This window comes from Streptomyces sp. a15 (genome assembly GCF_059026085.1).
The window spans coordinates 1-26,181 of sequence record NZ_JBWLKM010000010.1 but is presented as its reverse complement, the minus strand read 5'-3'; the positions used below and the strand labels follow the sequence as shown (position 1 = coordinate 26,181).

Here is a 26,181-nt window from a genome sequence, read left to right as displayed (position 1 = left end):
TGCCAGTTCTGATCTTCTTCATCTCACCCGCAACCCACGTACGTAGCGTGGCGGTCATGCAGCTTCGGTACAGCTTCCGCCTGCATCCGGACACCCCTCAACGGGCCGCACTGGCACGGGCGTTCGGGTGCGCCCGCGTCGTGTTCAACGACTCGGTGCGCGCCCGCGAGGACGCCCGGAAAGCGGGCAAGGGCTTCCCGACGGCCAGTGAATTGTCCAGGACGTTGATCACCGAGGCGAAGCGAACGGTGGAGCGGTCCTGGCTGGGCGAGGTCTCCTCCGTGGTGCTCCAGCAGTCCCTGCGCGACGCCGACGCCTCTTACAGGAACTTCTTCGCCGCACTCAAGGGCGAGCGCAAGGGCGCGATGATGGGTGCGCCACGGTTCAAGTCCCGCAAGGACAGCCGTCAGTCGATTCGGTTCACCGCCAATGCCCGCTGGTCGGTCACCGATTCCGGGAAGCTGAACCTCCCGAAGATTGGCGCGGTGAAGGTGAAGTGGTCCCGGACCCTGCCCACGAGGCCGTCCTCGGTCACCGTGGTCAAGGACGCTGCCTGACGGTACTTCGCCTCGTTCGTCGTTGACACCGACCAGGGCGCCGACGACGCCCGGATGCCCGACACCGACCACACGGTCGGCATCGACCTCGGCCTGAGCCATTTCGCCGTCCTCTCCGACGGCACGAAGATCGACTCCCCGCGGTTTCTGCGCCGTGCGGAGAAGAAACTCAAGAAGGTACAGCGGGAGCTGTCCCGCAAACAGATGGGCAGCAAGAACCGCGAGAAGGCCCGCCTGAAGGTCGCCCGGGCCCACGCCACAGTGACCGACGCCCGCCGGGAGTTCCACCACCAGCTCTCCACGAAGCTGATCCGCGAGAACCAAGCGATCGGTGTGGAGAATCTGGGGGTCAAAGCACTGGCGCGCACCCCGTTGGCCAAGAGCGTCCACGACGCCGGATGGTCGGCGTTCGTAACCATGCTGGAGTACAAGGCAGCGCGGTACGGCCGGACGCTGGTCAAGATCGGCCGGTTCGAACCGACCTCCCAGACCTGCTCGGCCTGCGGCATCAAGGACGGGCCCAAGCCCCTGAACGTCCGGGAATGGACCTGTACCGCCTGCGGGACCCTTCACGACCGGGACCACAACGCCGCGATCAACGTCAAAGAGGCCGCCGGACTGGCGGCATCAGCCTGCGGAGCGACGGTAAGACCAGGACCTGTCCCGGCACAGCGCGAAGAAACAGGAAGCCACGGATTCCCGCCCGAAATCTGCGCCGCGTAGCGGCGCAGATTTCGGGCGGGAAGGCCAGAATCCCCGGGCGCCAGCCCGAGGAGCGAGTCAAATCCCGTTCTCGTTCTGATCACAGGAGGATTGAGACACCATGACTGAGCACTCCAAATTCTCCGAGAGGAACGTCCAGCGCCAGGTCTCCGAACTGCAGACCAAGTCCGCGACCGCGGCCCGCCTCTTCGACATCCGCCGCATCATCGGCGGCCTGTTCGTCGTCTACGGCGTCATCGTCACCATCGCCGGCCTCACCGCGTCCGACGCCGACATCGACAAGGCCGAGGGCGTCAACATCAACCTGTGGACCGGCTTGGGAATGCTGGCCCTCGGCGTCTTCTTCCTGGTCTGGCTGAAGCTGCGCCCGGTGGCTCCGCCGCCGCCGGATGTGGTGGCCGAGGACGAGACAGTGAGGTGAGGGACGGGGCGGGGACGGCAGCCGGGCGTCCCGGGTGCCGTCCCCGCCCCAAGCCGGCCGGACGTCATCCGGCGCCCGCCTCCTCCGACGAGTGCGGTACCGGCCCCGCCCGGTCCAGCAGACCCGTCCGTGCCGCCAGTGCCGCCGCCTCCAGCCTTGACCCCACGCCCAGCTTCATCAGTACGCGCTGGACATGCGTCCGGGCCGTGGACGGGGCGATGCCCATGCCGGCGGCGATCAGCCGGGTGTCCTCGCCGTCGGCGACCCGGACCAGGACCTCGACCTCCCTGGGGGTCAGCATCTGCAGCAGGCGCTGGCCCTCGTCGTCGGGCTGGGCCACCGGGTTGAGCAGTTCGCTGAACGCGCCCTGGAGCAATTGCGGCGCCACCGCCGCCTCGCCCGCCCGGGCCTTCATGATCGCGCGCTCGACCCCCTCGATCCGCTCGTCATGCCGTACATAGCCGGAGGCTCCCGCGGCGAACGCCGCCGCGATCCCGCGCGGACTGGGCACCGGGCCCAGCACCAGCACCGCGACCTGCGGACGCTCCCGCTTGATCCGTACCACCGGGTCGAACATCCCCGGCTCCGCCGGTGTCGCCGTCCCCAGCAGGCACACCTCCGGCGCCCGGCTGATCACCAGCTCCGCCGCGCCTGCGGCAGGCGCCGCCGCGGCGAGCACCCGGTGCCCCCGCAGTTTCAGCGCCGAGGCCAAGGCCTCGGCGAGCAGTCGGTGGTCGTCGACCACCATGAGCCGCACTCCCATCGAGCCCAACCCCCCAGTCCCCCAATGGATCCCCATGCATCAACTGTGAGTGCATCACTGTGGATGCCCCACTATGGATGCCCACTGGTCCGCACGGACAGAAGCCCCCTCCCGGCTCCCCCCGTCCTTCATGCCCCCGGAAGCTACACGCTTGTTCGACGTTGCGCTTCCCCTACCGGGACAGAAGTGCCCCGGATCGACGGAATTTCTGGTTTTCCTCGCATTCGAGGGTGATGAGCGGTACGCGCACGGCCCCGCCCCTGAGCAGGGACGGGGCCGTGTCAACGAAGGTCCACAAGGCGACTCGAACGGTTCAGTTCGCGCCGAACGCGATCACCAGGTACTCCTTCTCGTCGCCCGTACTCCCCAGGTCACTGGCGAAGATGTCGGACATGAACAGGTGTCCCTGCGAGTAGAGGATCTCGGAGTAGTCCGGCGACATGCTGGTCTCCACGTCCCGCACCGACTCCGTGGCCGGGTTCTCCAGCAGCTTGGTCTCCTTGAAGGTGCTGCCGTCGATGCTGACGATCTGACCGCCCTTGTCGTACGGCGGACGCTTGTACGCGATGATGTTCGTGCCGTCCATCCGCAGCGGCATGATCGTGTAGTCGTCGCCCGCGTCGGCCCGCTGGCCGGCCAGCTTGCCGGTGGCGAGGTCGATTGCGACGATGTGGTTGGTCTGCGAGAACTCGCCGGAGCCGTCTTCCTCCTCGGTCGCCACGTAGAGCCGGTCCTTGCCGACCGCGAGCTGGTGGCACTCCTCGATCTTGGTGATGCCGTCGCAGCTGGCCGCGTACTGGTCGCTGGGCGCCGAGATACGGGTGCGCAGCTTGCCGGTCTTGTTGTCGATGGAGAAGAAGTCCGAGATGCCGCTGCCGTCCTTCGCGGACTCGCCGACGTCGGCGGCGACGACCAGCGGGTCGGTCGACACGACACTGGCGTAACTGATTCCGGTCGCCATCTTGTAGTCGGAGATCACCTTCCCGGACTTCGGGTCGATGGTCTGGATGTGCAGCTCGGGTGCGTCGTACGAGCCGCACCTGCGCACCGCGACCAGCTTCGCGCCACCGCCGTACCCGGTGTCGTAGCAGGTGTCGGTCGGCTTCGGGGCCCACAGCTGCTTGCCGGTGCCGAGGTCGAAGGCGGCGCCGCCGCTGGAGCTGCCCAGGGCGACGGTGTTGCCGCTGACGGTGATGTTGTTGAAGCTGATCGCCTCGTCACCGGAGTTGGCGGTCTTCGTCCACAGCTTCTTGCCGGCGGCGAGGTCGATCGCCGCGATCTGGCTGCAGCCGTGCGAGGGCTCGGCCTTGGTCGGCATCTTCGGCTGGTAGGTGATCGCCGTCCGGCCGTCGGTGGTGACGTGGTTGCTGCCCTGGCACACCGGGCCGGGGAGCTTGATCGTCCACAGCTTGGTGCCCTTGTCCGGGTCGTAGCCGACGACCTCGGCGACGCCGCTCTTGGCGTACACCTTGTCGGTGAGCCAGGAACCGGCCGTGGAGATGGTGCTGTCCTTGCTGACCTCGGGCGCCGGGACCTGGAAGAGGACCTTGGAGGCGGGGTTGCCGGGGACCTTCTCCACCGGGGTGGTGGAGGTGCCGGTGGTGCCGCCTTCGGCGTCGCTCCCGCCGGTGCCGCCCCCGTCGCCTTCCTTGTTGTCGTCGGTGCCGCCGGTGTCGCCGGTACCGCCGCTGGAGCTGGCGGTGTCGTCCTTCTTGCCCTCGTCACCGGAGCTGGACGCGTACCAGACGCCGCCGCCGACGATCAGCGCGATGGCCACGACGGCCGCGACGATGATGGTCAGCTGCGCGTTGAACTTCCGCCCGCCGCCCGGCCGGCCCGGCTGCGGCTGGAGGGGCATGGTCCCGTGCGGGTAGCCGTAACCGGGCTGCTGGCCGTACGGGTTCGGCTGCTGGCCGTAGGGGGCCGCAGGCTGCTGACCGTAGGGGGCGGCAGGCTGTTGACCGTACGGGTTCGGCTGCTGGCCCGGGTAGCCGTAGCCCGGGGGCGGCGGCGGGGTCTGGGGCGCCTGGGGTGCCGGCGCCTGCGGATAGCCGTAACCCGCAGGGGGCTGCGGCGGCTGGGACTGCTGCTGCGGGTAGCCGTAGCCCGGCTGCGGCTGGCCCGCCGGAGGCGTCTGCGGGGCGGCCGGGGGCTGCGGCGGCTGGTCCTGCGGCGGGCCGAAACCGCCTTGCTGCGGGGGCTGGTTGGGCGGCGGAGGGGGCGGTTGGGTCATGACGTGAGTACCTCGGGAGCGGTGTCGGCGGGGACGGCGGGGACGGCGGCGACGGCGGCGACGGCGGCGACGGCGGGGACGGCGGGGACGGTGAACTGCCGGAAGAGAAGGGTCACTTGCCGTAGGCGAGCATCAACTTCTCCTTCTTGTCGGTGTCTCCGGCCAGCCGCGTGGTCGAGAGGTAGAAGCGCCCGTCGACCCAGTCGATGTCCTTGGAGTAGAACCCGCTCTCGATGTCCACGGTGCCCTCCGGCATCTGCAGCAGCGTCGTCGGCGTGCGCGTGCTGCCGGTCGTCGGGATCGAGACGATCCGGCCGCCCGCGTCGTACGACGGCTGCACATAGGCGACGAGCCTGCCGCCCTCGGTCTTCATCGGCAGCATCGACTCGTCCGCCGGGGACTTCACGCGCCACTTCTCCTTGCCGTCGGCGAGGTTGATCGCGACGATCTCGTTCGCCCCGGTGGTCGCCTCGGTGGGCAGGTAGAGCGTGTTCGCGTCGGCGGCCACGCCCTCGCAGGCCTGGAGGTCACCGCCGAGGAATCCCCAGCCGCACTCGGGGGCGAAGTCCTCGTCGACGGCGACCTGCGAGCGGAAGGTGCCGGTGGCGGTGAGTGTGGAGATGTTCCACGCGTTCTTGTCGTCGTTGGTGCTGTAGACGACGAGCGGGTCGGCGGAGTACACGTGCTCGACGGTCCAGCCCTTGTCGAACTTCTGGGTCCACTTGACCTTGCCGGTGCTGGGGTCCAGCTCCTGCATCTCGTCGTGCTCGGTCGTCTTGCTCGCGTCGCAGGAGGCGACGACGAGCAGCCGGGCGCCGCCCGCGAAGGCGGTCGGGAAGCAGGCGGTGCCGTACTTCTTCTTGTCGAACAGCTTCTTGCCGGTCTTCACGTCGTACGCCGTGCCGGACTGCGAGCGGCCCACCATCAGGGTCTTGCCGGTGATGGACAGCTCGATCGAGGCGGTGCTGTCGAACAGCGCGCCGTCCTCGACCTCGCCGGTCCAGCCCTTCACACCGGTGTTGAGGTCGATCTCCTGGAGCTGGTTGCACTCGGCACGGTCGCTGGTGCCGTTCATGTACGCGACGACGATCTTGTTGTCGGCCGTCTTCTGCGGGGTGACCGCGCAGATCTTCTGCTCGAAGGTGATGGTGTCCCAGGAGGGGGCACCGTCACCGACGTTGTAGGCGACAAGTTGCTTGTACGCCGCCTTCACCGCGGTCTTGTCGGTGATCCACATGCCGGGGGCGTCGGCTCCGTCGCCGGGTGCGTCGGGTGCCTCCTTGTACCAGAGCACCTTGGCCTCGCCGGCCTTCCGGCCCTCGTTGAGGTTCTCCGGGTCCGCGCCGCCGGCACCGCTGCCGTCGCCGGGGTTGATCGGGGACTCGGAGGCGGAGGGCTTGGGGTCGTCGCTCTTCTGGGCGGTCGGCTTCTTGTCCTCGTCACCGCCGCCGGCGACCGCGAACACGGTCCCGCCGATGACGAGCAGCGCGGCCACGGCGGCACCGATGACGAGGGCCGGCTTGCCCTTGAAGCGGTTCCCGGAGCCGGGCGGCGGAGTGCCGGGCGCGCCCGGGTACTGGGGCTGCGGCGGGTAGCCGTACCCCTGCGGTTGCGCGTACGGTCCCGGCTGCTGCGGCTGGCCGTACGGTCCCGGCTGCTGCGGCTGTGCGTACGGCCCCGGTTGGCCGTAGGGGCCGGGCTGCGGCGGGGCGTACGGACCGGACGGCGGCGCGGGCTGCTGCGGATAGCCGTAACCGGGTTGCGGCGGCGCCTGCGGTGGTGGCGGGGCCCCGAATCCCCCGCCCTGCTGTGGTGGTGGCTGGTCCTGCGGTGCTCCGAAGCCACCCTGCGGCGGCTGGTTGGGCGGCTGGGTCATCAGCGCGTTCCCCCGTTCAGTCACTGATTTTTAGCCACGCCCTGAGGTTCGTGTCGCGCCCAGAGTCGTACTCAGAAAGTTCTCAGACGGCCATTTCTATCACTCGGGACCACAACGCACCGGGCCGGTTCTGCCCCTGTTCCCAAGGGAAGACCGGCCCGTGATGCCGCCGTTATGCGCCTTCACGCACCCTTCACGCGTCGTCGGCGAGTTCCAGCCAGCGCAGCTCCAGTTCGTCCCGCTCGCCGGCCAAGTCGCGCAGTTCGGCGTCGAGTTTGGCCACCTTCTCGAAGTCCGTGGCGTTCTCGGCGATCTGCGCGTGCAGCCTGGCCTCCTTCTCGGAGACCTTGTCCAACTGCCGCTCGATCTTCTGGAGTTCCTTCTTGGCGGCACGCTGGTCGGCCGCGCTCTTCTCCGGTACGGCCTTGTCGGCGACCGGCGCGGGGGCCGAGGCTGCCGCCGCCTCCTCCATGCGCCGACGCCGCTCCAGATACTCGTCGATGCCGCGCGGCAGCATCCGCAGCGTGGCGTCGCCGAGGAGGGCGAAGACCCGGTCGGTGGTGCGCTCGACGAAGAACCGGTCGTGGGAGATCACGATCATCGAGCCGGGCCAGCTGTCGAGCACGTCCTCCAGCTGGGTCAGGGTCTCGATGTCGAGGTCGTTGGTGGGCTCGTCGAGGAAGAGCACGTTGGGTTCGTCCATCAGCAGCCGCAGCAGCTGCAGCCTGCGCCGCTCACCGCCGGACAGGTCGCCGACCGGCGTCCACTGCTTCTCCTTGTTGAAGCCGAACGTCTCGCACAGCTGCCCGGCGGTCATCTCGCGCCCCTTGCCGAGGTCGACGCGCTCGCGCACCTGCTGCACGGCCTCCAGCACCCGCAGCTTGGGGTCGAGTTCGGTCACCTCCTGGGAGAGGTAGGCGAGCTTGACGGTCCGTCCTACGGCGACCCGCCCGCCGACCGGCTGCTTGTCGCCCTGCGTCCACGCGGCCTCGGCCATGGCGCGCAGCAGGGAGGTCTTCCCGGCGCCGTTCACCCCGACGAGGCCGATCCGGTCGCCCGGGCCGAGCTGCCAGGTCACGTGCTTGAGCAGCACCTTGGGGCCGGCCTGGACGGTCACGTCCTCCAGGTCGAAGACGGTCTTGCCGAGCCGCGAGGACGCGAACTTCATCAGCTCGCTGCTGTCCCGGGGCGGCGGCACGTCCGCGATGAGCTCGTTGGCGGCCTCGACGCGGAAGCGCGGCTTGGACGTACGGGCGGGCGCGCCGCGCCGCAGCCATGCCAGCTCCTTGCGGACCAGGTTCTGCCGCTTGGTCTCCTCCGTGGCGGCGATGCGCTCACGCTCCGCGCGCGCGAAGACGTAGTCGGAGTAGCCGCCCTCGTACTCGAAGACGTCGCCCTTCTGCACGTCCCACATCCGGGTGCAGACCTGGTCCAGGAACCACCGGTCGTGGGTCACGCACACGAGCGCGGAGCGGCGCTCGCGCAGGTGCCGGGCGAGCCAGGCGATGCCCTCGACGTCGAGGTGGTTGGTGGGTTCGTCCAGGACGATCAGGTCCTGCTCCTCGATAAGCAGCTTGGCGAGCGCGATCCGGCGTCGCTCGCCGCCGGAGAGCGGGGCGATGACGGTGTCGAGCCCCTGCGGGAAGCCGGGCAGGTCGAGCCCGCCGAACAGCCCGGTGAGTACGTCCCTGATCTTGGAGTTTCCGGCCCACTCGTGGTCGGCCATGTCCCGGATGACCTCGTGCCGGACGGTCGCCGTCGGGTCGAGGGAGTCGTGCTGGGTCAGCACGCCGATCCGCAGGCCGCCGGAGTGGGTGACCCGGCCGGTGTCGGCGTCCTCCAGCTTGGCGAGCATCCGGATCAGCGTCGTCTTGCCGTCGCCGTTCCGCCCGACCACGCCGATGCGGTCGCCCTCGGAGACGCCGAGCGAGACGCCGTCCAGCAGGGCACGGGTGCCGTACACCTTGCTGACATTCTCGACATTGACCAGATTGACGGCCATTACTCTCCTGACAAGGGGGACGATCGACCTTCCAGAGTAGTCGGCGGGGTGGATGGTCATTCCCGGCCGGGTTTCTCGCCCCCGCCGCCCCTACCCGTCCCATCCTCCAGGGGCTCTGCCCCTTCGACCCCGTACCAGGGGGCTCCCGGGACCTGGACCCCCGGGACCTTCGCCCACCCACCACCCGACTCGGTTGGATGAGAGGTGAACCAATCAAGAGACCGAGACCGGTGGTGGGTGGGCACAGGTCCGGGGGTCTGGGGGCGGAGCCCCCAGGAACGCGCACCCCCACCGGGGATCAGCGCGTGACCGTGGCCCCCGGCGCCGGCCCTGAAGTCGTCCGTACGCTCCGGCACGTGCCCGACGTCCGCAGCGCCTGAGCCACCTTCGCCGCCGGCTCGGCGTCGCGCGCGAGGAAGGCCGTGGTCGGGCCCGAGCCCGAGACAAGGGTCGCCAGGGCACCCGCGGCCCGCCCGGCCGCGAGGGTGTCGGCGAGTTCGGGGAAGAGGGAGAGGGCGGCGGGCTGGAGGTCGTTGGAGACCGCGGCGGCGAGCGCCTCGGGGTCGCCCTTGGCGAGGGCGTCGAGCAGGGGCTGGGAGGCGACCGGCTCGGGGATGTCGAGCCCCTCCGTCAGCCGGTCGAACTCGCGGAAGACGGCCGGGGTCGACAGCCCGCGCGACGCCATCGCGAACACCCAGTGGAAGGTGCCACCCACATCGAGGAGCCGCAGCTTCTCCCCGCGCCCGGTGCCGAGCGCCGCGCCGCCGACCAGACTGAACGGCACGTCACTGCCCAACTCGGCGCAGATGTCGAGGAGTTCCTCGCGGGAGGCCTGCGTGCCCCACAGCGCGTCGCACGCGAGCAGGGCCCCCGCGCCGTCCGCGCTCCCGCCCGCCATGCCTCCCGCCACCGGGATGTCCTTGTTGATGTGGATGTGCACGTCCGCCGTACGGCCGTACCGCAGGGCCAGCGCCTCGGCCGCGCGCGCCGCCAGATTCGTACGGTCCAGGGGGACCTGGCCGGCGTCCGGCCCCGCGCAGGTCACGCGGAGTGCGTCGGCCGGGGTCACCGTCACCTCGTCGTACAGGCCGACCGCGAGGAACACGTTGGCCAGGTCGTGGAACCCGTCGGGCCGGGCGGCGCCGACCGCGAGCTGGACGTTGACCTTGGCGGGGACGCGGACGGTGACGCTCACTGCTCGGCCTGCTCCTTCGGGGGTTCGGGGGTCGCCCCCCGAGTTGACGCGGCCTCGGCGATCCGCGCGAACTCCTCCACCGTCAGGGCCTCGCCGCGTGCCTGCGGCGAGACGCCGGCGGCGACGAGGGCGGCCTCGGCGGCGGCCGCGGATCCCGCCCAGCCGGCGAGCGCGGCCCGCAGGGTCTTCCGCCGCTGGGCGAACGCGGCGTCGACGACGGCGAAGACCTCGCGCCGGGAGGCGGTCGTCTTGAGCGGCTCGGCCCGTCGCACCAGCGAGACCAGCCCGCTGTCGACGTTCGGCGCGGGCCAGAAGACCTTGCGGCCGATGGCACCGGCGCGCTTGACCTCGGCGTACCAGTTGGCCTTGACCGACGGGACGCCGTACACCTTCGAGCCGGGCGGGGCGGCGAGCCGGTCGGCCACCTCCGCCTGGACCATCACGAGGGTCCGCTCGATGCTCGGGAAGGTCTCGAGCATGTGCAGCAGGACCGGTACGGCCACGTTGTACGGCAGGTTCGCGACCAGCGCGGTCGGGGCGGCACCCGGCAGCTCCCGCACCTGCATCGCGTCGGAGTGCACCAGCGCGAACCGGTCGGCCCGGTCCGGCATCCGCGCCGCGACGGTCGCGGGCAGCGCCCCGGCGAGCACGTCGTCGATCTCGACGGCGACGACCCGGTCGGCGGCCTCCAGCAGCGCGAGCGTGAGCGAGCCGAGTCCCGGTCCCACCTCGACCACGGTGTCGTCGGGGCGGACATCCGCGGTGCGGACGATACGGCGGACCGTGTTCGCGTCGATCACGAAGTTCTGGCCGCGCTGCTTGGTGGGACGCACACCGAGCGCGGCCGCGAGTTCACGGACGTCGGCGGGCCCGAGGAGGGCGTCTGGGGCGGGGCTGCTCACGGGACAAGAGTACGGGCCGCGGTTGACGTGGCTGGCCGGCTTGCCCGGCGCCGGGGCCGGGGCCGGGGCGGCACGAGTCGGCCCCGGCCGCGCCTCATCCCTGCAGCCGCGTCCCACAGTGCGGCCAAGGACTCGTCCCCCGCCGCACATACAGCTTCTTCGCCCGGAACGTCTGCTCCGCGGCCGACGCGTCCTGCGGCCGCCCCTTCCCGCCGAGGCTCTGCCAGGTCCGGGTGTCGAACTGGTAGAGCCCGCCGTACGTCCCCGAGGAATCGACCGCGCCCGGCCGCCCCCCGGACTCACACTCCGCAAGTCCCTGCCAGTTGAGATCGTCGGCTCCCTGCACGGACGTCGGCATCGGCTTCGTGCCCACCTTCACCACCTGCGCGCGCGGCTCCCGCACCAGCTCGGTCCGGGTCCGCCGCGGCTTCTGCTTGACGCCGTTGACGGTCCGCAGGGAGTAGGTGACCCGCCGCAGCCCCGGCTGCCCGGCCCGCTCGACGACCTCGGTGCCCCGGAACAGGGAGGGGTCCTCGGTCCGGTGCACCTCGCAGGGGATCGCCTCGTCGCGGACCTCCTTGCTGCCGGTGATCCGCAGCACGGTGACGGTCTGCCCGTCGCGCGGGAAGCTCTCCGGCGCGACGGACGTGGCGTCCTGCCCGCGCAGGGTGACCCCGGCCTCCTCGACGACCTCGCGCACGGTCGCCGCGTTGGTGCGGATCGTGCGCGCCCGGCCGTCCGCCATGACCGTCACGGCCCGCTCGGTACGCACGTCCAGCGCGAGCCCCTCGCGCCCGATGCGCCGGGAGCGCGAGGCGGACAGATACGCGCCCTCCGCACGCACCCCCATCTGCTGAAGCGCCCCCTCCACCGTGCGCGCCGTCGTCCACACCTCGCGCCGGTGCCCGTCGAGCGTGAGCCGGACGGGACGCCCGTAGCGCACCGCGACCTCGTCGCCGCTGTCCAGTTCCTCGTCGGGGGCGGGCGCGACCACGTCGTGCGCGCCGACCCGCACGCCTTCCTCGGCGAGCAGTTCGGTGACGTCGTCCGCGAAGGTGTGCAGGGTGCGCGGCGTGCCGTCGACGCTGAGCTCGATCGCCTTGTCCTTGGCGACGAACGCGGTGGTGCCGCCCGCGAGGAACGCGACGACCAGCGCCTGCGGCAGCAGTCGGCGCATGGTCCCGTCCGAGCGCTCGGCGTACCGGGCCCTGCGCCGGCGCGCGGCCCGCGCGTTCCCACCGTCCTCCGCCACGGGCTCCGGCACGGGCTCCGGCACGCTGTGCCGCGGCGGTCCGGGCTCGCGCGCCTCGTAGGCGGGCGCGTACGTGTCGTCAGCGCGCGGGGACATGTCGTCGGCCGGCGGATACAAGTCGTCGTACGACGTCGGCGCCACGTACACGCCATAGGCCAGCGTCTGCGCGCTGTGCACGTCGGTGTACGGCTCGCTCGGGCCGTACGTCTCGTACGTCTGGTAGTGCGAGTTGCTCACGCCGACACGCTCCAGGGGCCGGAGGGGTCCAGAGGGGTCCGGATCGGGCCCCCAGAACCTAGCGGAGCGACTGTCACTCTCCAAAGCGATGCGGCTACCCAGAGTTGCGTTCGGACGGGTCGGTAACGGAACGGTCGCGGCTCAGTAGCCGAACGCGCGTGCCGTGTTGGCGGCGAGTGCCGACGCCAGCGCGTCCTCGTCCATGCCGCGCACGGCGGCCAGCGCGCGCACCGTGACCGGAATGAGATACGGGGCGTTGGGCCGTCCGCGGTACGGCACCGGCGTCAGGAACGGCGCGTCGGTCTCCACCAGGAGCAGCTCCGGCGGGGCCACGGCCACGGCGTCCCGCAGGTTCTGGGCGTTCTTGAAGGTGACGTTGCCGGCGAAGGACATGAAGTACCCGGCGGCGGCGCAGATCTCGGCCATCTCGGCGTCGCCCGAGTAGCAGTGGAAGACGGTGCGTTCGGGGGCGCCCTCTTCCTTCAGCACGCGCAGCACGTCGGCGTGGGCGTCGCGGTCGTGGATGACCAGGGCCTTGCCGTGCCGCTTGGCGATCTCGATGTGGGCGCGGAACGACCTCTCCTGCGCTTCCTTGCCCTCCGGCCCGGTGCGGAAGTAGTCGAGGCCCGTCTCGCCGACGCCCTTGACCTGCTCCAGCCCGGCCAGCCGGTCGATCTCGACGAGCGCCTCGTCGAGGCCCGCGTCTCCGCCCGGCGTGCGCGCGCCCTGCCGGGACCAGCCGTCAGGGTCACCGTGGACGATCCGCGGGGCCTCGTTGGGGTGCAGGGCGACGGTCGCGTGGACGGCGTCGTACCGCGCGGCCGTCTCGGCCGCCCACCGGGAGCCGGCCACGTCGCAGCCGACCTGCACGACCGTGGTCACGCCCACCGACGCGGCTTTCGCGAGCCCCTCCTCCACGGTCCCCGACTGCATGTCGAGGTGGGTGTGGGAGTCGGCGACCGGCACCCGGAGGGGTTCCGGGAGCGGCGGGGCGGCGTTCTTGTCGGCGGCGTTCGAAGGCATGCCCCGATCCTACGAAAGGGGCACGCGGCCTCGGCCGGCGATCAGCTCAGCTCGCCCTGCGCTGGAACGGGTGCAGGAGATCGGACAGGTGCCAGTGATGGCCCTCCCCCTGCTCCCTTTGCTGCTCACCTTCGCGCTGCTCACCTTCGCCCACCGGCGCCTCCACCGGTCCGGCGGGCGGCATGCGGTGCTGCCGGTGCGCCGCGTCGCGGGCCGAGGCGACCCGGCCCGGCCGCATGATCCGTACGACGTGGTTGTCGCAGTTGGTGCACGTGGGCCGGGAGAGCGGGGAGGGCACCACCTGGCCGTCCGCCACGTAGAGCACGAACTCGTGGTCGTCGGCGTCCACGTGGTGCTCTATCTCGTACGACTGCTCCCACCCGTGCCCGCAGCGCATGCAGGCGAAGGAATACGACTCGTGGACGACGGCGGTCGCGCCGGCGCGGAGGCCGTTCTGCGTCTGCCCTGCGATCTCACTCATGCCAGCTCCTGGTGTCCGCTGGGGACGACTGGGACGGGTACGTCCTCTTCAACCCAGTGGACGCCTCGGCGGGCATGAAGGCAGCAGACCTGTCGACTGTTGGCGGCGATTTGGGCGTCCCTTGCCCTACTGCCCCGTTGACCCGCTCCCGGCTTTGCCTTTTGAGCTGACTCTTTACGCACCCATGGGGCGCACCACCGGGGCGCCCGCTCAGCGGAGATACGCCCTGCTCAGAAGGAGTTTCACGCCCCCCGGTCCAAGGCGTTCACGCCCCCGTCCAAGGCGATCACGCCCCCGCGTTCTTCGCCGCCACCACCGCGTCGAACACCTGCCGCTTGGGCAGCCCCGCGTCGGCGGCCACCGCGGCGATGGCCTCCTTGCGCCGCTCCCCCGCCTCCTCGCGCACCCGCACCCGCCGCACCAGCTCCGCGGCGTCGAGTTCCTCGGGGCCGCGCTCCGGCGCCCCCTCCACCACGACGGTGATCTCCCCGCGTACGCCCTGAGCCGCCCACGCGGCCAGCTCGCCCAGCCCGCCGCGCCTGACCTCCTCGTACGTCTTGGTCAGCTCCCGGCAGACGGCGGCCCGCCGGTCGGTGCCGAACACCTCGGCCATCGCGGCGAGGGTGTCGTCGAGCCGGTGCGGGGCCTCGAAGTAGACGAGGGTGCGCCGCTCCTCGGCGACCTCCCGCAGCCGGGACAGCCGTTCGCCGGCCTTCCGCGGCAGGAACCCCTCGAAGCAGAAGCGGTCGACGGGCAGCCCGGACAGCGCGAGCGCGGTGAGCACGGCGGACGGTCCGGGTACGGCAGTGACCCGGATGTCCTTCTCGACGGCGGCGGCCACGAGCCGGTACCCGGGGTCGGAGACCGAGGGCATCCCGGCGTCCGTGACGAGCAACACACGCGCGCCCTTCACCAACTCCTCGACCAGCTCCGGCGTACGGGCGGCCTCGTTGCCCTCGAAGTACGAAAGAACCCTCCCCTTGGGCGTCACCCCCAGCGCCTGCGTCAGCCGGCGCAGGCGCCGCGTGTCCTCCGCGGCGACGACGTCGGCCCCGGCCAGCTCCTCGGCAAGACGGGGCGGGGCATCGGAGATGTCGCCGATGGGAGTACCGGCAAGGACCAGGGTTCCGGGCGCAACTGTCACGTTTCCATCCTCGCAGGGGCCCAAGCACGGGACTCACACAGCGCCGTTCCCTACGATGGCGCGGTGACCAGTACCGCGTCCTCCATGGACACCCGGCAGGAGCAGGCCCTTCAGGACCAGCGGCCGTCGTGGCAGCAGCGGCTGCGCCGTTTCGGCTATGCGGCGGCGCCCAGAGGCGACGTACGCGACCGCCTGGTGCCGCCGTACGTCGAGCCCAGCCCTCGGCTGTGGCAGGTCCTCGGGGTGTCGAAGGAGTTCGCCGGGCGGATCGGCCGCTGGTCGGCGTGGGGCGGTCCACTGCTGGTGACGCTGTTCGCGGGCGTCATCCGGTTCTGGAACCTGGGCAGCCCGAAGGCGGTGATATTCGACGAGACGTACTACGCGAAGGACGCGTGGGCGCTCGTGCACCGCGGGTACGAGGTCAACTGGGACAAGAACGTCAACGACCTGATCCTGTCGAACAACGGGAACGTCCCGATCCCGACGGACGCGGCCTACGTCGTGCACCCGCCGGTCGGCAAGTACGTCATCGGGCTCGGGGAGCTGATCTTCGGGTTCAACCCCTTCGGCTGGCGGTTCATGACCGCCCTGCTCGGCACCCTGGCGATCCTGATGCTGTGCCGGATCGGCCGCCGTCTGTTCCGCTCGACGTTCCTCGGCTGTCTGGCCGGCGCGCTGATGGCGGTGGACGGCCTGGCGTTCGTGATGGCCCGCACCTCGCTGCTCGACGGTGTGCTGATGTTCTTCGTGCTGGCCGCGTTCGGCTGTCTGCTGATCGACCGCGACCGGGCGCGCGAGAAACTCGCCGCCGCCCTTCCGGCCGACGCCGACGGCCGGGTCCGCCCCGACGCGCACATCGCGGAGACCACCCGCTTCGGGTGGCGCCCCTGGCGCTGGCTGGCGGGTCTGATGATGGGCCTGGCGATCGGCACGAAGTGGAACGGCCTGTACGTCCTGGTCTTCTTCTGCGTGCTGGCCGTGCTGTGGGACGTCGGCTCCCGCAAGGTCGCGGGCGCGGGCCGCCCGTACGCGGCGGTGCTCAGGCGCGACGTCGGCTTCGCGTTCCTGGCCACCGTGCCGGTCGCGATCGCCACGTACGTCCTGTCCTGGCTGGGCTGGATCCTCTCCCCCGCCAACGGCAGCGGCGGCTACTACCGCAACTGGGCCGCGACCGACGGCAAGGGCGGCAGCTGGACCTGGCTCTTCCCCGACTGGTGGCGCAGCCTGTGGCACTACGAGCACGAGGTCTACAAGTTCAACATCAACCTCTCCTCGCCGCACACCTACCAGTCCAACCCGTGGAGCTGGATCGTCTCCGGCCGCCCGGTCTCGTACTTCTACGAGTCCCCCGCCCCCGGCAAGGACGGCTGCCCCACGGACGCCGGCGAGAAGTGCGCCCGCGAGGTCCTCGCCATCGGCACACCGCTGCTGTGGTGGGTGGCCTGCTTCGCGATCCTGTACGTCCTGTGGCGCTGGTTCTTCCGCCGCGACTGGCGGGCCGGCGCGATCGCCTGCGGTATCGCGGCCGGTTACCTGCCCTGGTTCCTCTACCAGGACCGCACGATCTTCTTCTTCTACACGATCGTCTTCGTCCCGTTCCTCTGCCTGGCCGTCGCCATGCTCCTCGGCGCGATCATCGGCCCGCCGGGCTCCAGCGACACCCGCCGGGTGGCGGGCGCCACGGGTGCGGGCGTCCTGGTCCTGCTGATCGCCTGGAACTTCATCTACTTCTGGCCCCTGTACACCGGCACCGCCATCCCGATAGACGAGTGGCGGTCGCGGATGTGGCTGGACACATGGGTCTAGCCGGCCCGTGAGCAGCCGGAGTACTTAGTCACAGACCTCGCCACATTCGCTCAACAAAAGGGAAACATCCGTTACAGCAGCCACACCTTCCGCATAGAGTGCGACCCGTTGGCAGCCTTTCTGAACGCGTTCAGAAGATGCGTGGAAGGCACAAGGGGGAGGGGAAGCGCCGTAATGGGCAAGGGGGTAAAGACCGCCGTCGTCGGTGGTGTGTTTGCCGTGATGGTCGGCGGCGCCGGGTACGGGGCGTACAACTTCGTGTCCGCGCTGAACGAGGACGGGGGCGGCGGGACGGGCACGGCCGCCGGGCCGGCACCGGTCAAGAGCGGGCCGCCGAGCGCGGACGAGGTCAAGGAGACGACCGCCAAGTTCTTCGCGGCCTGGGAGAAGGGCGACGCCGCGGACGCGGCGGCGTACACGAACAACGACACGGCGGCCGAGCCGCTGCTGACGGCGTACGGCGCGGCCGCCCACATCGGTGACGTGAAGATCACTCCCGGTACGGCGTCCGGTGCGACCGTTCCGTACACCGTGAAGGCGAAGGTGTCGTACGACGGGAAGTCGAAGCCGCTGACGTACAAGAGCGAGCTGACCGTCGTGCGCGGGGTCACCACCGGGCGGGCGCTGGTCGACTGGCAGCCGTCCGTGATCCATCCCGAACTGCAGCGGGACGACACCCTGGTCACCGGGGAGGCGGCGAGCCCGCCGATCGAGGCCGTCGACCGCAACGGGACCGTGCTGACGGAGGAGAAGTACCCCTCCCTCGGGCCGGTCCTGGACGCGCTGCGCGGCAAGTACGGCGACAAGGCCGGCGGCACCCCGGGCATCGAGCTGGTGATCCGGCACCCGGAAGGGGGCGCCGCCGACACCCCGCTGGTGACCCTCGCCAAGGGCAGGGCGGGCAAGCTGGAGACCACGCTCAGCGCGACCGCGCAGGCCGCGGCGGAGAAGGCGGTCAAGCAGTACGCCCAGTCGTCGGTCGTCGCCGTCAAGCCCAGCACGGGTGAGGTGCTGGCGGTGGCGAACAACCGCAAGGACGCCTTCAACGCGGCGTTCGAGGGCACGGCCGCGCCCGGCTCCACGATGAAGATCATCACTGCCGCGATGCTCATAGACAACGGCGTGACCTCGATGAACGGCCCGGCGCCCTGTGAGAACACCGCCGTGTGGCAGAGCCAGACCTTCAAGAACCTGACGGGCATGAAGCCCAACCTGAACGCCACGCTCGCCAACAGCTTCATGCGGTCCTGCAACACCGCCTTCATCAAACTCATCGACGAGAATCCGCTCACCGACGAGTCGCTGACCACGGAGGCCCAGACCCGCTTCGGCATCGGCCTGGACTGGAAGACCGGCATCGTCTCCTTCGACGGCAGCGTCCCCGCCTCCGGCGGCCCGGACCGCGCGGCCAACGCGATCGGGCAGGGCCAGGTCCAGATGAACCCGCTGAACATGGCCTCCGTGACGGCCACCGCCATCACCGGCGACTTCCGCCAGCCCTACCTGGTCTCGCCCAAGCTCGACGACCGCCAACTGGCCACCGCCAAGGGACTGCCGTACAACACGGCCTCCCAGCTGAAGCAGATGATGCGGCTCACCGCGACCCAGGGCACCGCCCAGGAGGCGATGTCGGGGCTCGGCGGGGACATCGGCGCGAAGACCGGCTCCGCAGAGGTCGACGGGCAGGCCGTGTCCGACAGCTGGTTCACCGGCTTCCGCAACGACGTGGCGGCAGCGGCCATGACCCAGCAGGGGGGACACGGCGGCGACGCGGCGGGCCCGATTGTCGCAGCTGTGCTACGAGCTGCCGGCTGAAGTCACCCGCACAGCACGGGACCCTAGGGTGGTGTCGTCGTTGAGGTGGAATGAGGGCAACGGGGACCCTGGGGATCGTGCGGAGGATCGAAAGCTGTGGGTAACAGAAGGCGCGTCGCCGAGCGACGACGGAAGACCAAGCCCGCCGTGATCGGCGGGATGATCGCCGTGGTCGTCGGCGGCGCCGGCTTCGGCGTCTACGCGCTGTACGGCGGCGGGGCGGCGGCCGACGACCGGACGCAGACGACGTCCGCCGGCGAGAAGGCGAAGGACATCCCGTCCGGCCCCCTCTCGGCGACCGAGGTCACCACCGCCGCGCAGACCTTCCTCACGGCCTGGCAGCAGGGCAAGGTGGCCGCGGCGGCCGCCGCCACGGACGACGCGAAGTCGGCCACCACCTCGCTGACCGGCTACACCAAGGACGCCCACATCAAGGGCGTCACGCTCACCCCGGGCGCCCGCACCGGCGACAAGGTGCCCTTCTCCGTGAAGGGCACGGTGTCGTACAAGGGCGTCGAGAAGCCGCTGACGTACGACAGCGCGCTGACGGTTGTCCGCGGCACCACCGACGGAAAGCCCGTCGTCGACTGGCACTCCGCCGTCCTCCACCCCGACCTCCAGGACGGCGACACCCTGGTCACCGGCGAGTCCGGGACCCCGCCGATCAAGGCGGTCGACCGGGACGGGGGCGAGCTGACCGCGGCGAAGTACCCGTCGCTGGGCCTGGTCCTCGACGGGCTGCGCGAGAAGTACGGCAAGACGGCCGGCGGCAAGGCGGGCATCGAGCTGCGGGTCGTCCGCGCCAAGTCCGCGAAATCGTCGAAGGCATCCGACAAGACCCTGCTCGAGCTGAGCAAGGGCACGCCGGGCACCGTGAAGACGACCCTGAGCCCCAGGCTCCAGGCGGCTGCGGAGACTCAGGTGGCCAAGAAGGCGCGGTCGTCGGTCGTCGTCATGCGCCCCTCCACCGGCGAGATCCTCGCCGTCGCGAACGCCTCCCACGGCTTCAACACCGCCTTCCAGGGCTCCCTCGCCCCGGGCTCCACGATGAAGGTCATCACCTCCACGCTGCTGATCGACAAGGGCCTGGCGTCGGCGGACAAGCCGCATCCGTGCCCGAAGTACTTCACGTACGGCGGCTGGAAGTTCCAGAACGACGACAAGTTCGAGATCAAGGACGGCACCTTCAAGGCGAGCTTCGCCCGCTCCTGCAACACGGCCTTCATCAGCCAGGCGCCCGATCTGGAGAACGACGACCTGACCAAGCAGGCCCAACAGGTGTTCGGCCTGGGGCTCAACAACTGGGCGATCGGCGTGTCGTCCTTCGACGGCTCGGTGCCGGTGCAGAGCGCGGCCCAGATGGCGGCCTCGCTCATCGGGCAGGGCGGGGTCCGGATGAATCCGCTGAACATGGCGTCGGTGTCGGCGACCATCGAGTCCGGCAGCTTCAAGCAGCCCTACCTGGTGTCCCCGACGGTCGACGACCGCACGCTGGCGAAGGCCTCGCGCACGCTGTCCGCGGGCACCCTGTCCCAGCTGCGGGAGCTGATGGCGTACACGGCGGCCTACGGTACGGCGGCCGAGGCGATGTCCGGGGTCACCGGGAACGTCGGCGCGAAGACCGGCTCGGCGGAGGTCGACGGCCAGAAGAAGCCGAACGGCTGGTTCACCGCGTACCGGGGCGACCTGGCGGCCGCGGGCGTGGTGCAGCAGGGCGGACACGGCGGCGAGACGGCCGGCCCGATCGTGGCGTCACTGCTGAAGCTGGGCGGCTGACTCGCCGCGTCCCACGGGCGTGGCCAGGTACGTCCGCCGCAGGAACCTGAGCAGCGCCTTCGTCTCGAACTGCACCACCGAGACACCCTGCGCGGAGTGGAACTCGACCACGGCCTGCACCCGCCCGCACGGCCACACGCGGACCTCTCCGCTGCCGACCGGTGCCCGCAGGCCCTGTTCGAGGAGCGAGCGCGAGAAGGTCCACTCGTCGTGGGTGCTGGGAAGCCCGACCCTGACCGAGCGCGGGTCGGTCTCGGGGTCGTAGCGCAGGATCACCGGGACCGCCTCGTCCTCCACGATGTCCGCGTCCGAAACGATGTGGGCTCGCGCGTACTGTTCGACTACAGACATCGTGACGGGCCTCTCACGCTGTGTAACCTGTGCGGAAGCTGTGCATCCACTCCCCCTCCAGCGTCGCATATTTCCCGGATTCCGCCCCTGGAGCCGTACAGCTTGCTCGTGACCGCTCCTGGCTGTTCGTTCTGCGTCTCTCTTGCAAGCCGTTCGCAACAAGCCACTATCATCGAACGGTGCATGTGCCTGACGGATTCATCGACGCCCCCATATCCGTAGCGACCGGAGCGGTCGCCGCGGCCGCCGTCGCGGTGAGCCTGCGCGGAGCCCGCCGCGAACTGGACGAACGCACCGCGCCGCTGGCCGGCCTGGTGGCTGCGTTTATCTTCGCCGTGCAGATGCTGAACTTCCCCGTCGCCGCGGGGACCAGCGGACATCTGCTCGGCGGCGCCCTCGCGGCGATACTCGTCGGCCCCTACACAGGGGTCCTGTGCATCGCCGTGGTCCTGCTCATGCAGGGAATCCTGTTCGCGGACGGCGGCCTCACCGCGCTCGGCGTGAACATCACGGTCATGGGCGTCGTCACGACGGTCGTGGCCTACGTCCTGTTCCGCGGACTCGTGAAGGTGCTGCCCCGCAAGCGGCGTTCCATCACCGTCGCCTCCTTCGTCGCCGCCCTGGTCTCCGTGCCGACCGCGGCCCTCGCCTTCACCTTCCTCTACTGGCTCGGCGGCACCACCGACGTCTCCATCGGCAAGGTCGCCACCGCCATGGTCGGCGTGCACATCCTCATCGGCATCGGCGAGGCCGCGATCACCGCTCTGACCGTCGGCGCCGTCATCGCCGTCCGCCCGGACCTCGTGTACGGCGCCCGCGGCCTCCAGCAGAAGCTGAAGCTGCGGGTCAACGGCGAGCTGGTCGACGTACCGGACGCCGAACCGGTGCCTGTCGCCGCCCGGTCCCACCGCAAGGTGTGGGCGGCCGGCCTGGTCACCTCCCTCGTCCTCGCCGGGTTCGTCAGCTTCTACGCCTCCGCGAACCCCGACGGCCTGGAGAAGGTCGCCGCCGACAAGGGCATCGACGCGAAGGCCGAGGAGCACGCGAACGCGGACTCCCCGCTCGCCGACTACGGCGTCAAGGATGTCGATGACGCCCGCCTGTCCGGGGGGCTGGCGGGCGTCATCGGCGTGGGTGTCACGGTCGTCGCGGGCAGCGCGGTCTTCTGGGCGGTGCGCAGGCGCCGTACCGACGACACCTCTCCCGTGAGCACGGGCGTCTGACGTGGGCGCCGGGCACGCGCACAGGCTCTACCGGCACGGGCACTCCCCCGTGCACGGCCTGCCGCCGCACACCAAACTCGCGGCGACCTTCGCCTTCGTGGTGGTCGTGGTGTCGACCCCGCGGGAAGCGATGTGGGCGTTCGGCCTGTACGCCGTCCTGCTGGCGTGTGTCGCGTACGCGGCCCGCGTGCCCGCCGGTTTCCTGCTCAAGCGGCTGCTGATCGAGGTCCCGTTCGTCGCCTTCGCGGTGCTGATGCCGTTCGTGGCGGAGGGCGAGCGGGTCGAGGTGCTGGGCCTCCAGCTGAGCGTGAGCGGCCTGTGGGGCGCCTGGAACGTGCTCGCCAAGGGCACCCTGGGCGTCGCCGCATCGGTGCTGCTGGCTTCGACGACGGAACTGCGCGAACTGCTCCTCGGCCTGCAACGGCTCAGACTCCCGCCGCTGCTCGTGCAGATCGCCTCCTTCATGATCCGGTACGGCGACGTCATCGCGGACGAGATGCGGCGGATGCGGATCGCCCGGGAGTCGCGGGGCTTCGAGGCGAGCGGCGTCAAGCACTGGGGCGTGCTCGCCAAGTCCGCCGGCGCCCTCTTCATCCGCTCCTACGAACGCGGCGAGCGCGTGCACCTCGCCATGATCAGCCGCGGGTACGCCGGCTCGATGCCGGTCATCGACGAGGTGACCGCGTCCCGGGCGCAGTGGTCGTACGCGCTGGCCCTCCCGTTCGCCGCTCTCGTCGTATGTCTGCTGGGATGGACGCTGTGACCGCTTCTCTCGAGGTCTCGGGCCTCGCCTTCGCCTATCCCGACGGACACCAGGCGCTGTTCGGCGTGGACTTCTCCATCGCGCGCGGCGAACGGGTCGCGCTGCTCGGGCCGAACGGCGCCGGCAAGACGACCCTGGTGCTGCACCTCAACGGCATCCTGAGCGGCGGCACCGGCACGGTGCGGGTCGCCGGGCTGCCCGTCGGCAGGCAGCACATGGCCGAGATCCGGCGCAAGGTCGGCATCGTCTTCCAGGACCCGGACGACCAGCTCTTCATGCCGACCGTGCGCGAGGACGTGGCGTTCGGTCCGGCGGCGGCCGGGCTGAAGGGGCCGGAGCTGGAGGAACGGGTGCTGGTGGCGCTGCGGCGGGTCGGCATGCAGGACTTCGCCGAGCGGCCCCCGCACCACCTCTCCTTCGGGCAGCGGCGCCGGGTGGCGGTCGCGACCGTGCTGGCGATGGAGCCGGAGATCCTCGTCCTCGACGAGCCCTCATCCAACCTCGACCCCGCCTCCCGCCGCGAACTGGCCGACATCCTGCGGTCGTTGGACGTGACCGTCCTCATGGTCACCCACGACCTGCCCTACGCCCTGGAACTGTGCCCACGCTCCCTGATCCTGAGCGACGGCACCATCGCCGCCGACGGGAAGACGGCCGAGCTCCTCGCCGACGACGCGCTGATGCGCGCGCACCGGCTGGAGCTGCCGTTCGGTTTCGATCCGCGTTCGGTGCCGGCGATCGAGAGCCGTCCCTGACAATGGGCGCGTGACGAACCAAGAGGACGCCGGTGTCGAGGGCTCGCTGCTGCTGGACGACCAGCTGTGCTTCGCGCTGTACGCCGCCCAGCGCGCGGTGACGGCCGCGTACCGGCCGCTCCTGGAGGACCTCGGCCTCACCTACCCGCAGTACCTCGTGCTGCTGGTGCTGTGGGAGCGCGGCGAGATCACGGTCAAGGAACTCGCGGGCGCGCTGCGCCTGGACTACGGCACGGTGTCGCCGTTGCTCAAACGGCTGGAGAGCGCGGGGCTCGTGCGCCGGGAGCGCTCGGAGAGCGACGAGCGCTCGGTGCTGATCGCGTGCACGGGACGCGGCGAGGAACTCAAGGAGCGCGCGGCGCGCGTACCCGGCGCCCTGCTCACGGCGACGGAGCTGGAGGGCGCGGAGGGCGCGCGGTTGCGCGAGGAGTTGTGGCGGCTCGCGGACCGGGCGGAGGCCGCGGCGGCGCGCGCCCGCTGACATCGTCCCTGACCTCACCCCGCTGACATCGCGTTACCCGCGGTTGCCGCCCCCGGTCGCGGAAGGCACTGCTACTGGCCGGTACCTTGTGCACGATGTACTTGCTGGGGGAGGTTCTGCCGTGATCGAAGAGACCGTCGAAAGCACCGCCGTCTCCGTCGACACCCGTCCGACGAAGATCGTGTACGTCGCCGAGGCCACCGCGCACGGCGGCAGGGACGGCTATGTCACCAGTCAGGACGGGCAGATCGAGCTGAAGGTCGCGATGCCGCCGGAACTCGGCGGGGACGGCAACGGCACCAACCCGGAGCAGCTGTTCGCGGCCGGCTACAGCTCCTGCTTCCACAACGCGCTGGTGCTGGTCGGCCGCCGGTCGGGCTACGACCTGACCGGCTCCACGGTCGCCGCGAAGGTCGGCCTCGGCCCCAACAAGCAGCGCGGCTACGGCCTCGCGGTCGCCCTCAGCGTCTCGCTCCCGGTCCTCGACGCGGACATCGCGGCGAAGCTGGTGGACGCGGCGCACGAGGTCTGCCCGTACTCGAACGCGACCCGCGGGAACATCGACGTGACGATCCTGCTTGGCTGAGGGGAGGGGGAGACCCCGGAGCGAGACGAACCCGGCGAGACGCACCCGGCGAGACGAGGAGTACGCACGTGGACGTGAACGGCACAGTCGCCGAGGGCTTCGAGCCGGTCAGGGAAGCGTTCGTACGGAACTTCGAGACGCTCGGGGACCGGGGCGCGGCCCTGGCCGTCTACCGGGACGGGCACCGGGTCGTCGACCTGTGGGCCGGTACCAGGGACGTCGACGGCACCGAGCCCTGGCGGCGCGGCACCGCGCAGATCGTGCGCTCGGCGACCAAGGGCGTCGCCGCCGCCGTACCGCTGCTGCTGCACCAGCGCGGGCTGCTCGACCTGGACGCGCCCGTGGGCGAGTACTGGCCCGAGTTCAAGGCGCGCGGCAAGGAACGGGTACGGGTCAGGCACGTACTGAACCACCGTGCCGGCCTCCCGGTCCTGGACCGTCCGCTCACGCCCGAGGAGGCGCTGAACCCGGCGCGCGGCGCCGAGGCGGTCGCCGCCCAGGCCCCCGTCTGGGAGCCCGGCACCGGCCACGGCTACCACGCGCTGACGTACGGCTGGATGCTGGACGAACTGGTGCGGCGCGTGACCGGCCGGTGGGCCGGCGAGTGGATCGCGGCGCAGATCGCCGGTCCGCTGGGCGCCGACCTGTGGCTGGGCCTGCCGGAAGCCGAGGAAGCCGCCGGCCGGACGGGCCGGGTGGGCCGCCTCGAGACACCGGAGCCCGCCACCGGGGCCGCCCTGCGCGTGCGCCCGAAGCGCGCGGTCACCGAGGCCTACGCCGACCCGGACTCCCTCACCCGCCGCGCCTTCGCCGCGATCACCCCCTTCCCCGACCAGAACGCCCCGGCGTACCGGGCGGCCGCCCTGCCCGCCACCAACGGCATCGCGACCGCCGACGGCCTCGCCCGCGTCTACGCCGCCCTGATCGGCGAGGTCGACGGCATCCGTCTCTTCGACCCGGCCACCATGGAGGCGGCCCGGGCCGAGGAATCGGCGGGCCCCGACCGCGTCCTCGTCGTCAGCACCCGCTTCGGCCTCGGCTACATGCTGCACGGCAGCGCGTCACCGCTCCTCGGCCCGGGTTCCTTCGGCCACCCGGGCCGCGGCGGCTCCCTCGGCTTCGCCGACCCGGAGACCGGCATCGCCCTCGGCTATGTGACGAACGGCTTCCGCAAGACCGTGACGGCCGACCCGCGGGCGCAGGCGCTGGTCAGGGCGGTGCGGAGCGTCGTCGTAGGGCCATAGCGGCTCAAACGCGGCTCAAACGCGGCTCAGACGTGGATCGGGTGGGAGGTCCGGCCGGACGCCTGGTCGATCTCGCCGTGCGCCTTGGTCAGCAGCTGCATGGCCAGTTCGTTCAAAGCGCGGGCGGCGGCGACCTCCTCCCCCACCCTCGGCTGATTCGCGTCGGTGTGGTGGCGGGTGGCGTGTCCTCGCGTGCGTACTTCCGTGCCGTCGGGCAGGCGCACCATCGCGGCCGCCCGTGTGTGCGAGTCATCCTCCTGGAACTCGAGCTCGATGTGCCATCCCACAGCGGTGTGCATCATGACGATCACCTCCGGAAGACCTGATTCCAGGGTGCTCCTTCAGCCCGTTCGCGACTAGTCGGGCTCCGTTGCTTAGAGCCTAAGCGGCTCTCAGCATTCCAGGCATTTCGGCCCGAAAGGTCCGTCACATCACCAAAGCGTGAGGGCTTCGGCTTGAGGACGGTCTCTCGCTTCCGTCTGCCGCTGCTGCGGCAGGGTTGCGCCACCTGCCCGCCCCGCACTCGTCTTGCGGCGGGTGCGGGTGGCGCGGGTCTTACGGTCGGCTCCACG

General features: G+C 70.7%; 22 protein-coding genes and 1 pseudogene. 11 read left to right on the top strand and 12 right to left on the bottom strand.

Features of this window, described 5'->3' with window-relative positions:
- Positions 1 to 56: 56 nt before the first annotated feature.
- Both AC5P09_RS13240 and AC5P09_RS13235 read left to right on the top strand, forming a co-directional pair.
- Positions 57 to 1,280, top strand: a pseudogene (locus AC5P09_RS13240) (RNA-guided endonuclease InsQ/TnpB family protein).
- A gap of 100 nt (positions 1,281 to 1,380) precedes the next feature.
- A complete protein-coding gene (locus tag AC5P09_RS13235) occupies positions 1,381 to 1,701 on the top strand; it encodes a hypothetical protein (RefSeq protein WP_493874060.1) in 321 nt (106 codons plus the stop codon).
- A gap of 64 nt (positions 1,702 to 1,765) precedes the next feature.
- On the opposite strand, the gene AC5P09_RS13230 is transcribed toward AC5P09_RS13235, so the two are convergent.
- The 10 genes from AC5P09_RS13230 to rsmI all read right to left on the bottom strand — a co-directional run bounded on the left by AC5P09_RS13230 (position 1,766) and on the right by rsmI (position 14,809).
- A complete protein-coding gene (locus AC5P09_RS13230; RefSeq protein ID WP_493874059.1) occupies positions 1,766 to 2,464 on the bottom strand; it encodes a helix-turn-helix transcriptional regulator in 699 nt (232 codons plus the stop codon).
- A 313-nt stretch (positions 2,465 to 2,777) separates the two neighbouring features.
- Entirely contained in the window at positions 2,778 to 4,697 is a 1,920-nt protein-coding gene (locus AC5P09_RS13225; protein ID WP_493874058.1) for an outer membrane protein assembly factor BamB family protein, read from the bottom strand.
- Positions 4,698 to 4,809: 112 nt separating this feature from the next.
- Complete coding sequence (locus tag AC5P09_RS13220) at positions 4,810 to 6,573, bottom strand: outer membrane protein assembly factor BamB family protein (RefSeq protein WP_493874057.1); 1,764 nt, start codon at positions 6,571 to 6,573, stop codon at positions 4,810 to 4,812.
- A gap of 193 nt (positions 6,574 to 6,766) precedes the next feature.
- On the bottom strand, positions 6,767 to 8,575 hold the full coding sequence (locus tag AC5P09_RS13215; protein ID WP_493874056.1) for an ABC-F family ATP-binding cassette domain-containing protein: 1,809 nt from the start codon (positions 8,573 to 8,575) through the stop codon (positions 6,767 to 6,769).
- 298 nt (positions 8,576 to 8,873) lie between these two features.
- On the bottom strand, positions 8,874 to 9,770 hold the full coding sequence (locus tag AC5P09_RS13210; RefSeq protein ID WP_493874055.1) for a 4-(cytidine 5'-diphospho)-2-C-methyl-D-erythritol kinase: 897 nt from the start codon (positions 9,768 to 9,770) through the stop codon (positions 8,874 to 8,876).
- A complete protein-coding gene (rsmA, locus tag AC5P09_RS13205; protein WP_493874054.1) occupies positions 9,767 to 10,672 on the bottom strand; it encodes a 16S rRNA (adenine(1518)-N(6)/adenine(1519)-N(6))-dimethyltransferase RsmA in 906 nt (301 codons plus the stop codon). Before rsmA ends, AC5P09_RS13210 begins: the two co-directional genes overlap by 4 nt.
- A gap of 94 nt (positions 10,673 to 10,766) precedes the next feature.
- Positions 10,767 to 12,161 (bottom strand): resuscitation-promoting factor, encoded by a 1,395-nt coding sequence (locus tag AC5P09_RS13200; RefSeq protein WP_493874053.1) that lies wholly within the window; start codon positions 12,159 to 12,161, stop codon positions 10,767 to 10,769.
- Positions 12,162 to 12,302: 141 nt separating this feature from the next.
- Complete coding sequence (locus tag AC5P09_RS13195) at positions 12,303 to 13,184, bottom strand: TatD family hydrolase (RefSeq protein ID WP_493874052.1); 882 nt, start codon at positions 13,182 to 13,184, stop codon at positions 12,303 to 12,305.
- Positions 13,185 to 13,230: 46 nt separating this feature from the next.
- On the bottom strand, positions 13,231 to 13,665 hold the full coding sequence (locus AC5P09_RS13190) for a hypothetical protein (protein ID WP_493874051.1): 435 nt from the start codon (positions 13,663 to 13,665) through the stop codon (positions 13,231 to 13,233).
- A 286-nt stretch (positions 13,666 to 13,951) separates the two neighbouring features.
- Positions 13,952 to 14,809, bottom strand: coding sequence for a 16S rRNA (cytidine(1402)-2'-O)-methyltransferase (gene rsmI, locus AC5P09_RS13185; RefSeq protein ID WP_493874050.1), 858 nt, complete (start codon positions 14,807 to 14,809; stop codon positions 13,952 to 13,954).
- 63 nt (positions 14,810 to 14,872) lie between these two features.
- On the opposite strand from rsmI, the gene AC5P09_RS13180 reads away from it, so the two are divergent.
- The 3 genes from AC5P09_RS13180 to AC5P09_RS13170 all read left to right on the top strand — a co-directional run bounded on the left by AC5P09_RS13180 (position 14,873) and on the right by AC5P09_RS13170 (position 20,206).
- Positions 14,873 to 16,615: a dolichyl-phosphate-mannose--protein mannosyltransferase gene (locus AC5P09_RS13180; protein ID WP_493874049.1), complete on the top strand. Its 1,743-nt coding sequence runs from the start codon at positions 14,873 to 14,875 to the stop codon at positions 16,613 to 16,615.
- Between the two features lie 174 nt (positions 16,616 to 16,789).
- Positions 16,790 to 18,430 (top strand): penicillin-binding transpeptidase domain-containing protein, encoded by a 1,641-nt coding sequence (locus AC5P09_RS13175; protein ID WP_493874048.1) that lies wholly within the window; start codon positions 16,790 to 16,792, stop codon positions 18,428 to 18,430.
- A gap of 96 nt (positions 18,431 to 18,526) precedes the next feature.
- A complete protein-coding gene (locus tag AC5P09_RS13170) occupies positions 18,527 to 20,206 on the top strand; it encodes a penicillin-binding transpeptidase domain-containing protein (RefSeq protein ID WP_493874047.1) in 1,680 nt (559 codons plus the stop codon).
- Here AC5P09_RS13170 and AC5P09_RS13165 read toward each other — a convergent pair.
- Positions 20,183 to 20,557, bottom strand: coding sequence for an SsgA family sporulation/cell division regulator (locus tag AC5P09_RS13165; RefSeq protein ID WP_493874046.1), 375 nt, complete (start codon positions 20,555 to 20,557; stop codon positions 20,183 to 20,185). The two genes, AC5P09_RS13170 and AC5P09_RS13165, sit on opposite strands and share 24 nt — an antisense overlap.
- A 179-nt stretch (positions 20,558 to 20,736) precedes the next feature.
- On the opposite strand from AC5P09_RS13165, the gene AC5P09_RS13160 reads away from it, so the two are divergent.
- The 6 genes from AC5P09_RS13160 to AC5P09_RS13135 all read left to right on the top strand — a co-directional run bounded on the left by AC5P09_RS13160 (position 20,737) and on the right by AC5P09_RS13135 (position 25,609).
- Positions 20,737 to 21,780: an energy-coupling factor ABC transporter permease gene (locus tag AC5P09_RS13160; protein WP_493874045.1), complete on the top strand. Its 1,044-nt coding sequence runs from the start codon at positions 20,737 to 20,739 to the stop codon at positions 21,778 to 21,780.
- 1 nt (position 21,781) lies between these two features.
- The gene (gene cbiQ / locus AC5P09_RS13155) at positions 21,782 to 22,543 is read left to right on the top strand and encodes a cobalt ECF transporter T component CbiQ (RefSeq protein WP_493874044.1); all 762 of its coding nucleotides are present in this window, start codon (positions 21,782 to 21,784) and stop codon (positions 22,541 to 22,543) included.
- Positions 22,519 to 23,298, top strand: coding sequence for an energy-coupling factor ABC transporter ATP-binding protein (locus tag AC5P09_RS13150; RefSeq protein WP_493874043.1), 780 nt, complete (start codon positions 22,519 to 22,521; stop codon positions 23,296 to 23,298). Before cbiQ ends, AC5P09_RS13150 begins: the two co-directional genes overlap by 25 nt.
- Positions 23,299 to 23,308: 10 nt before the next feature.
- Positions 23,309 to 23,779 carry a MarR family winged helix-turn-helix transcriptional regulator gene (locus AC5P09_RS13145; protein ID WP_493874042.1) on the top strand — a complete coding sequence of 157 codons (471 nt, stop codon included), beginning with the start codon at positions 23,309 to 23,311 and terminating at the stop codon, positions 23,777 to 23,779.
- Between the two features lie 121 nt (positions 23,780 to 23,900).
- Complete coding sequence (locus AC5P09_RS13140) at positions 23,901 to 24,365, top strand: organic hydroperoxide resistance protein (protein ID WP_266438261.1); 465 nt, start codon at positions 23,901 to 23,903, stop codon at positions 24,363 to 24,365.
- A 68-nt stretch (positions 24,366 to 24,433) separates the two neighbouring features.
- The gene (locus tag AC5P09_RS13135) at positions 24,434 to 25,609 is read left to right on the top strand and encodes a serine hydrolase domain-containing protein (RefSeq protein WP_493874041.1); all 1,176 of its coding nucleotides are present in this window, start codon (positions 24,434 to 24,436) and stop codon (positions 25,607 to 25,609) included.
- Between the two features lie 26 nt (positions 25,610 to 25,635).
- Here the strand turns inward: AC5P09_RS13135 and AC5P09_RS13130 are convergent, their stop codons facing one another.
- The gene (locus AC5P09_RS13130) at positions 25,636 to 25,911 is read right to left on the bottom strand and encodes a DUF1876 domain-containing protein (protein ID WP_493874040.1); all 276 of its coding nucleotides are present in this window, start codon (positions 25,909 to 25,911) and stop codon (positions 25,636 to 25,638) included.
- Positions 25,912 to 26,181 lie beyond the last annotated feature (270 nt).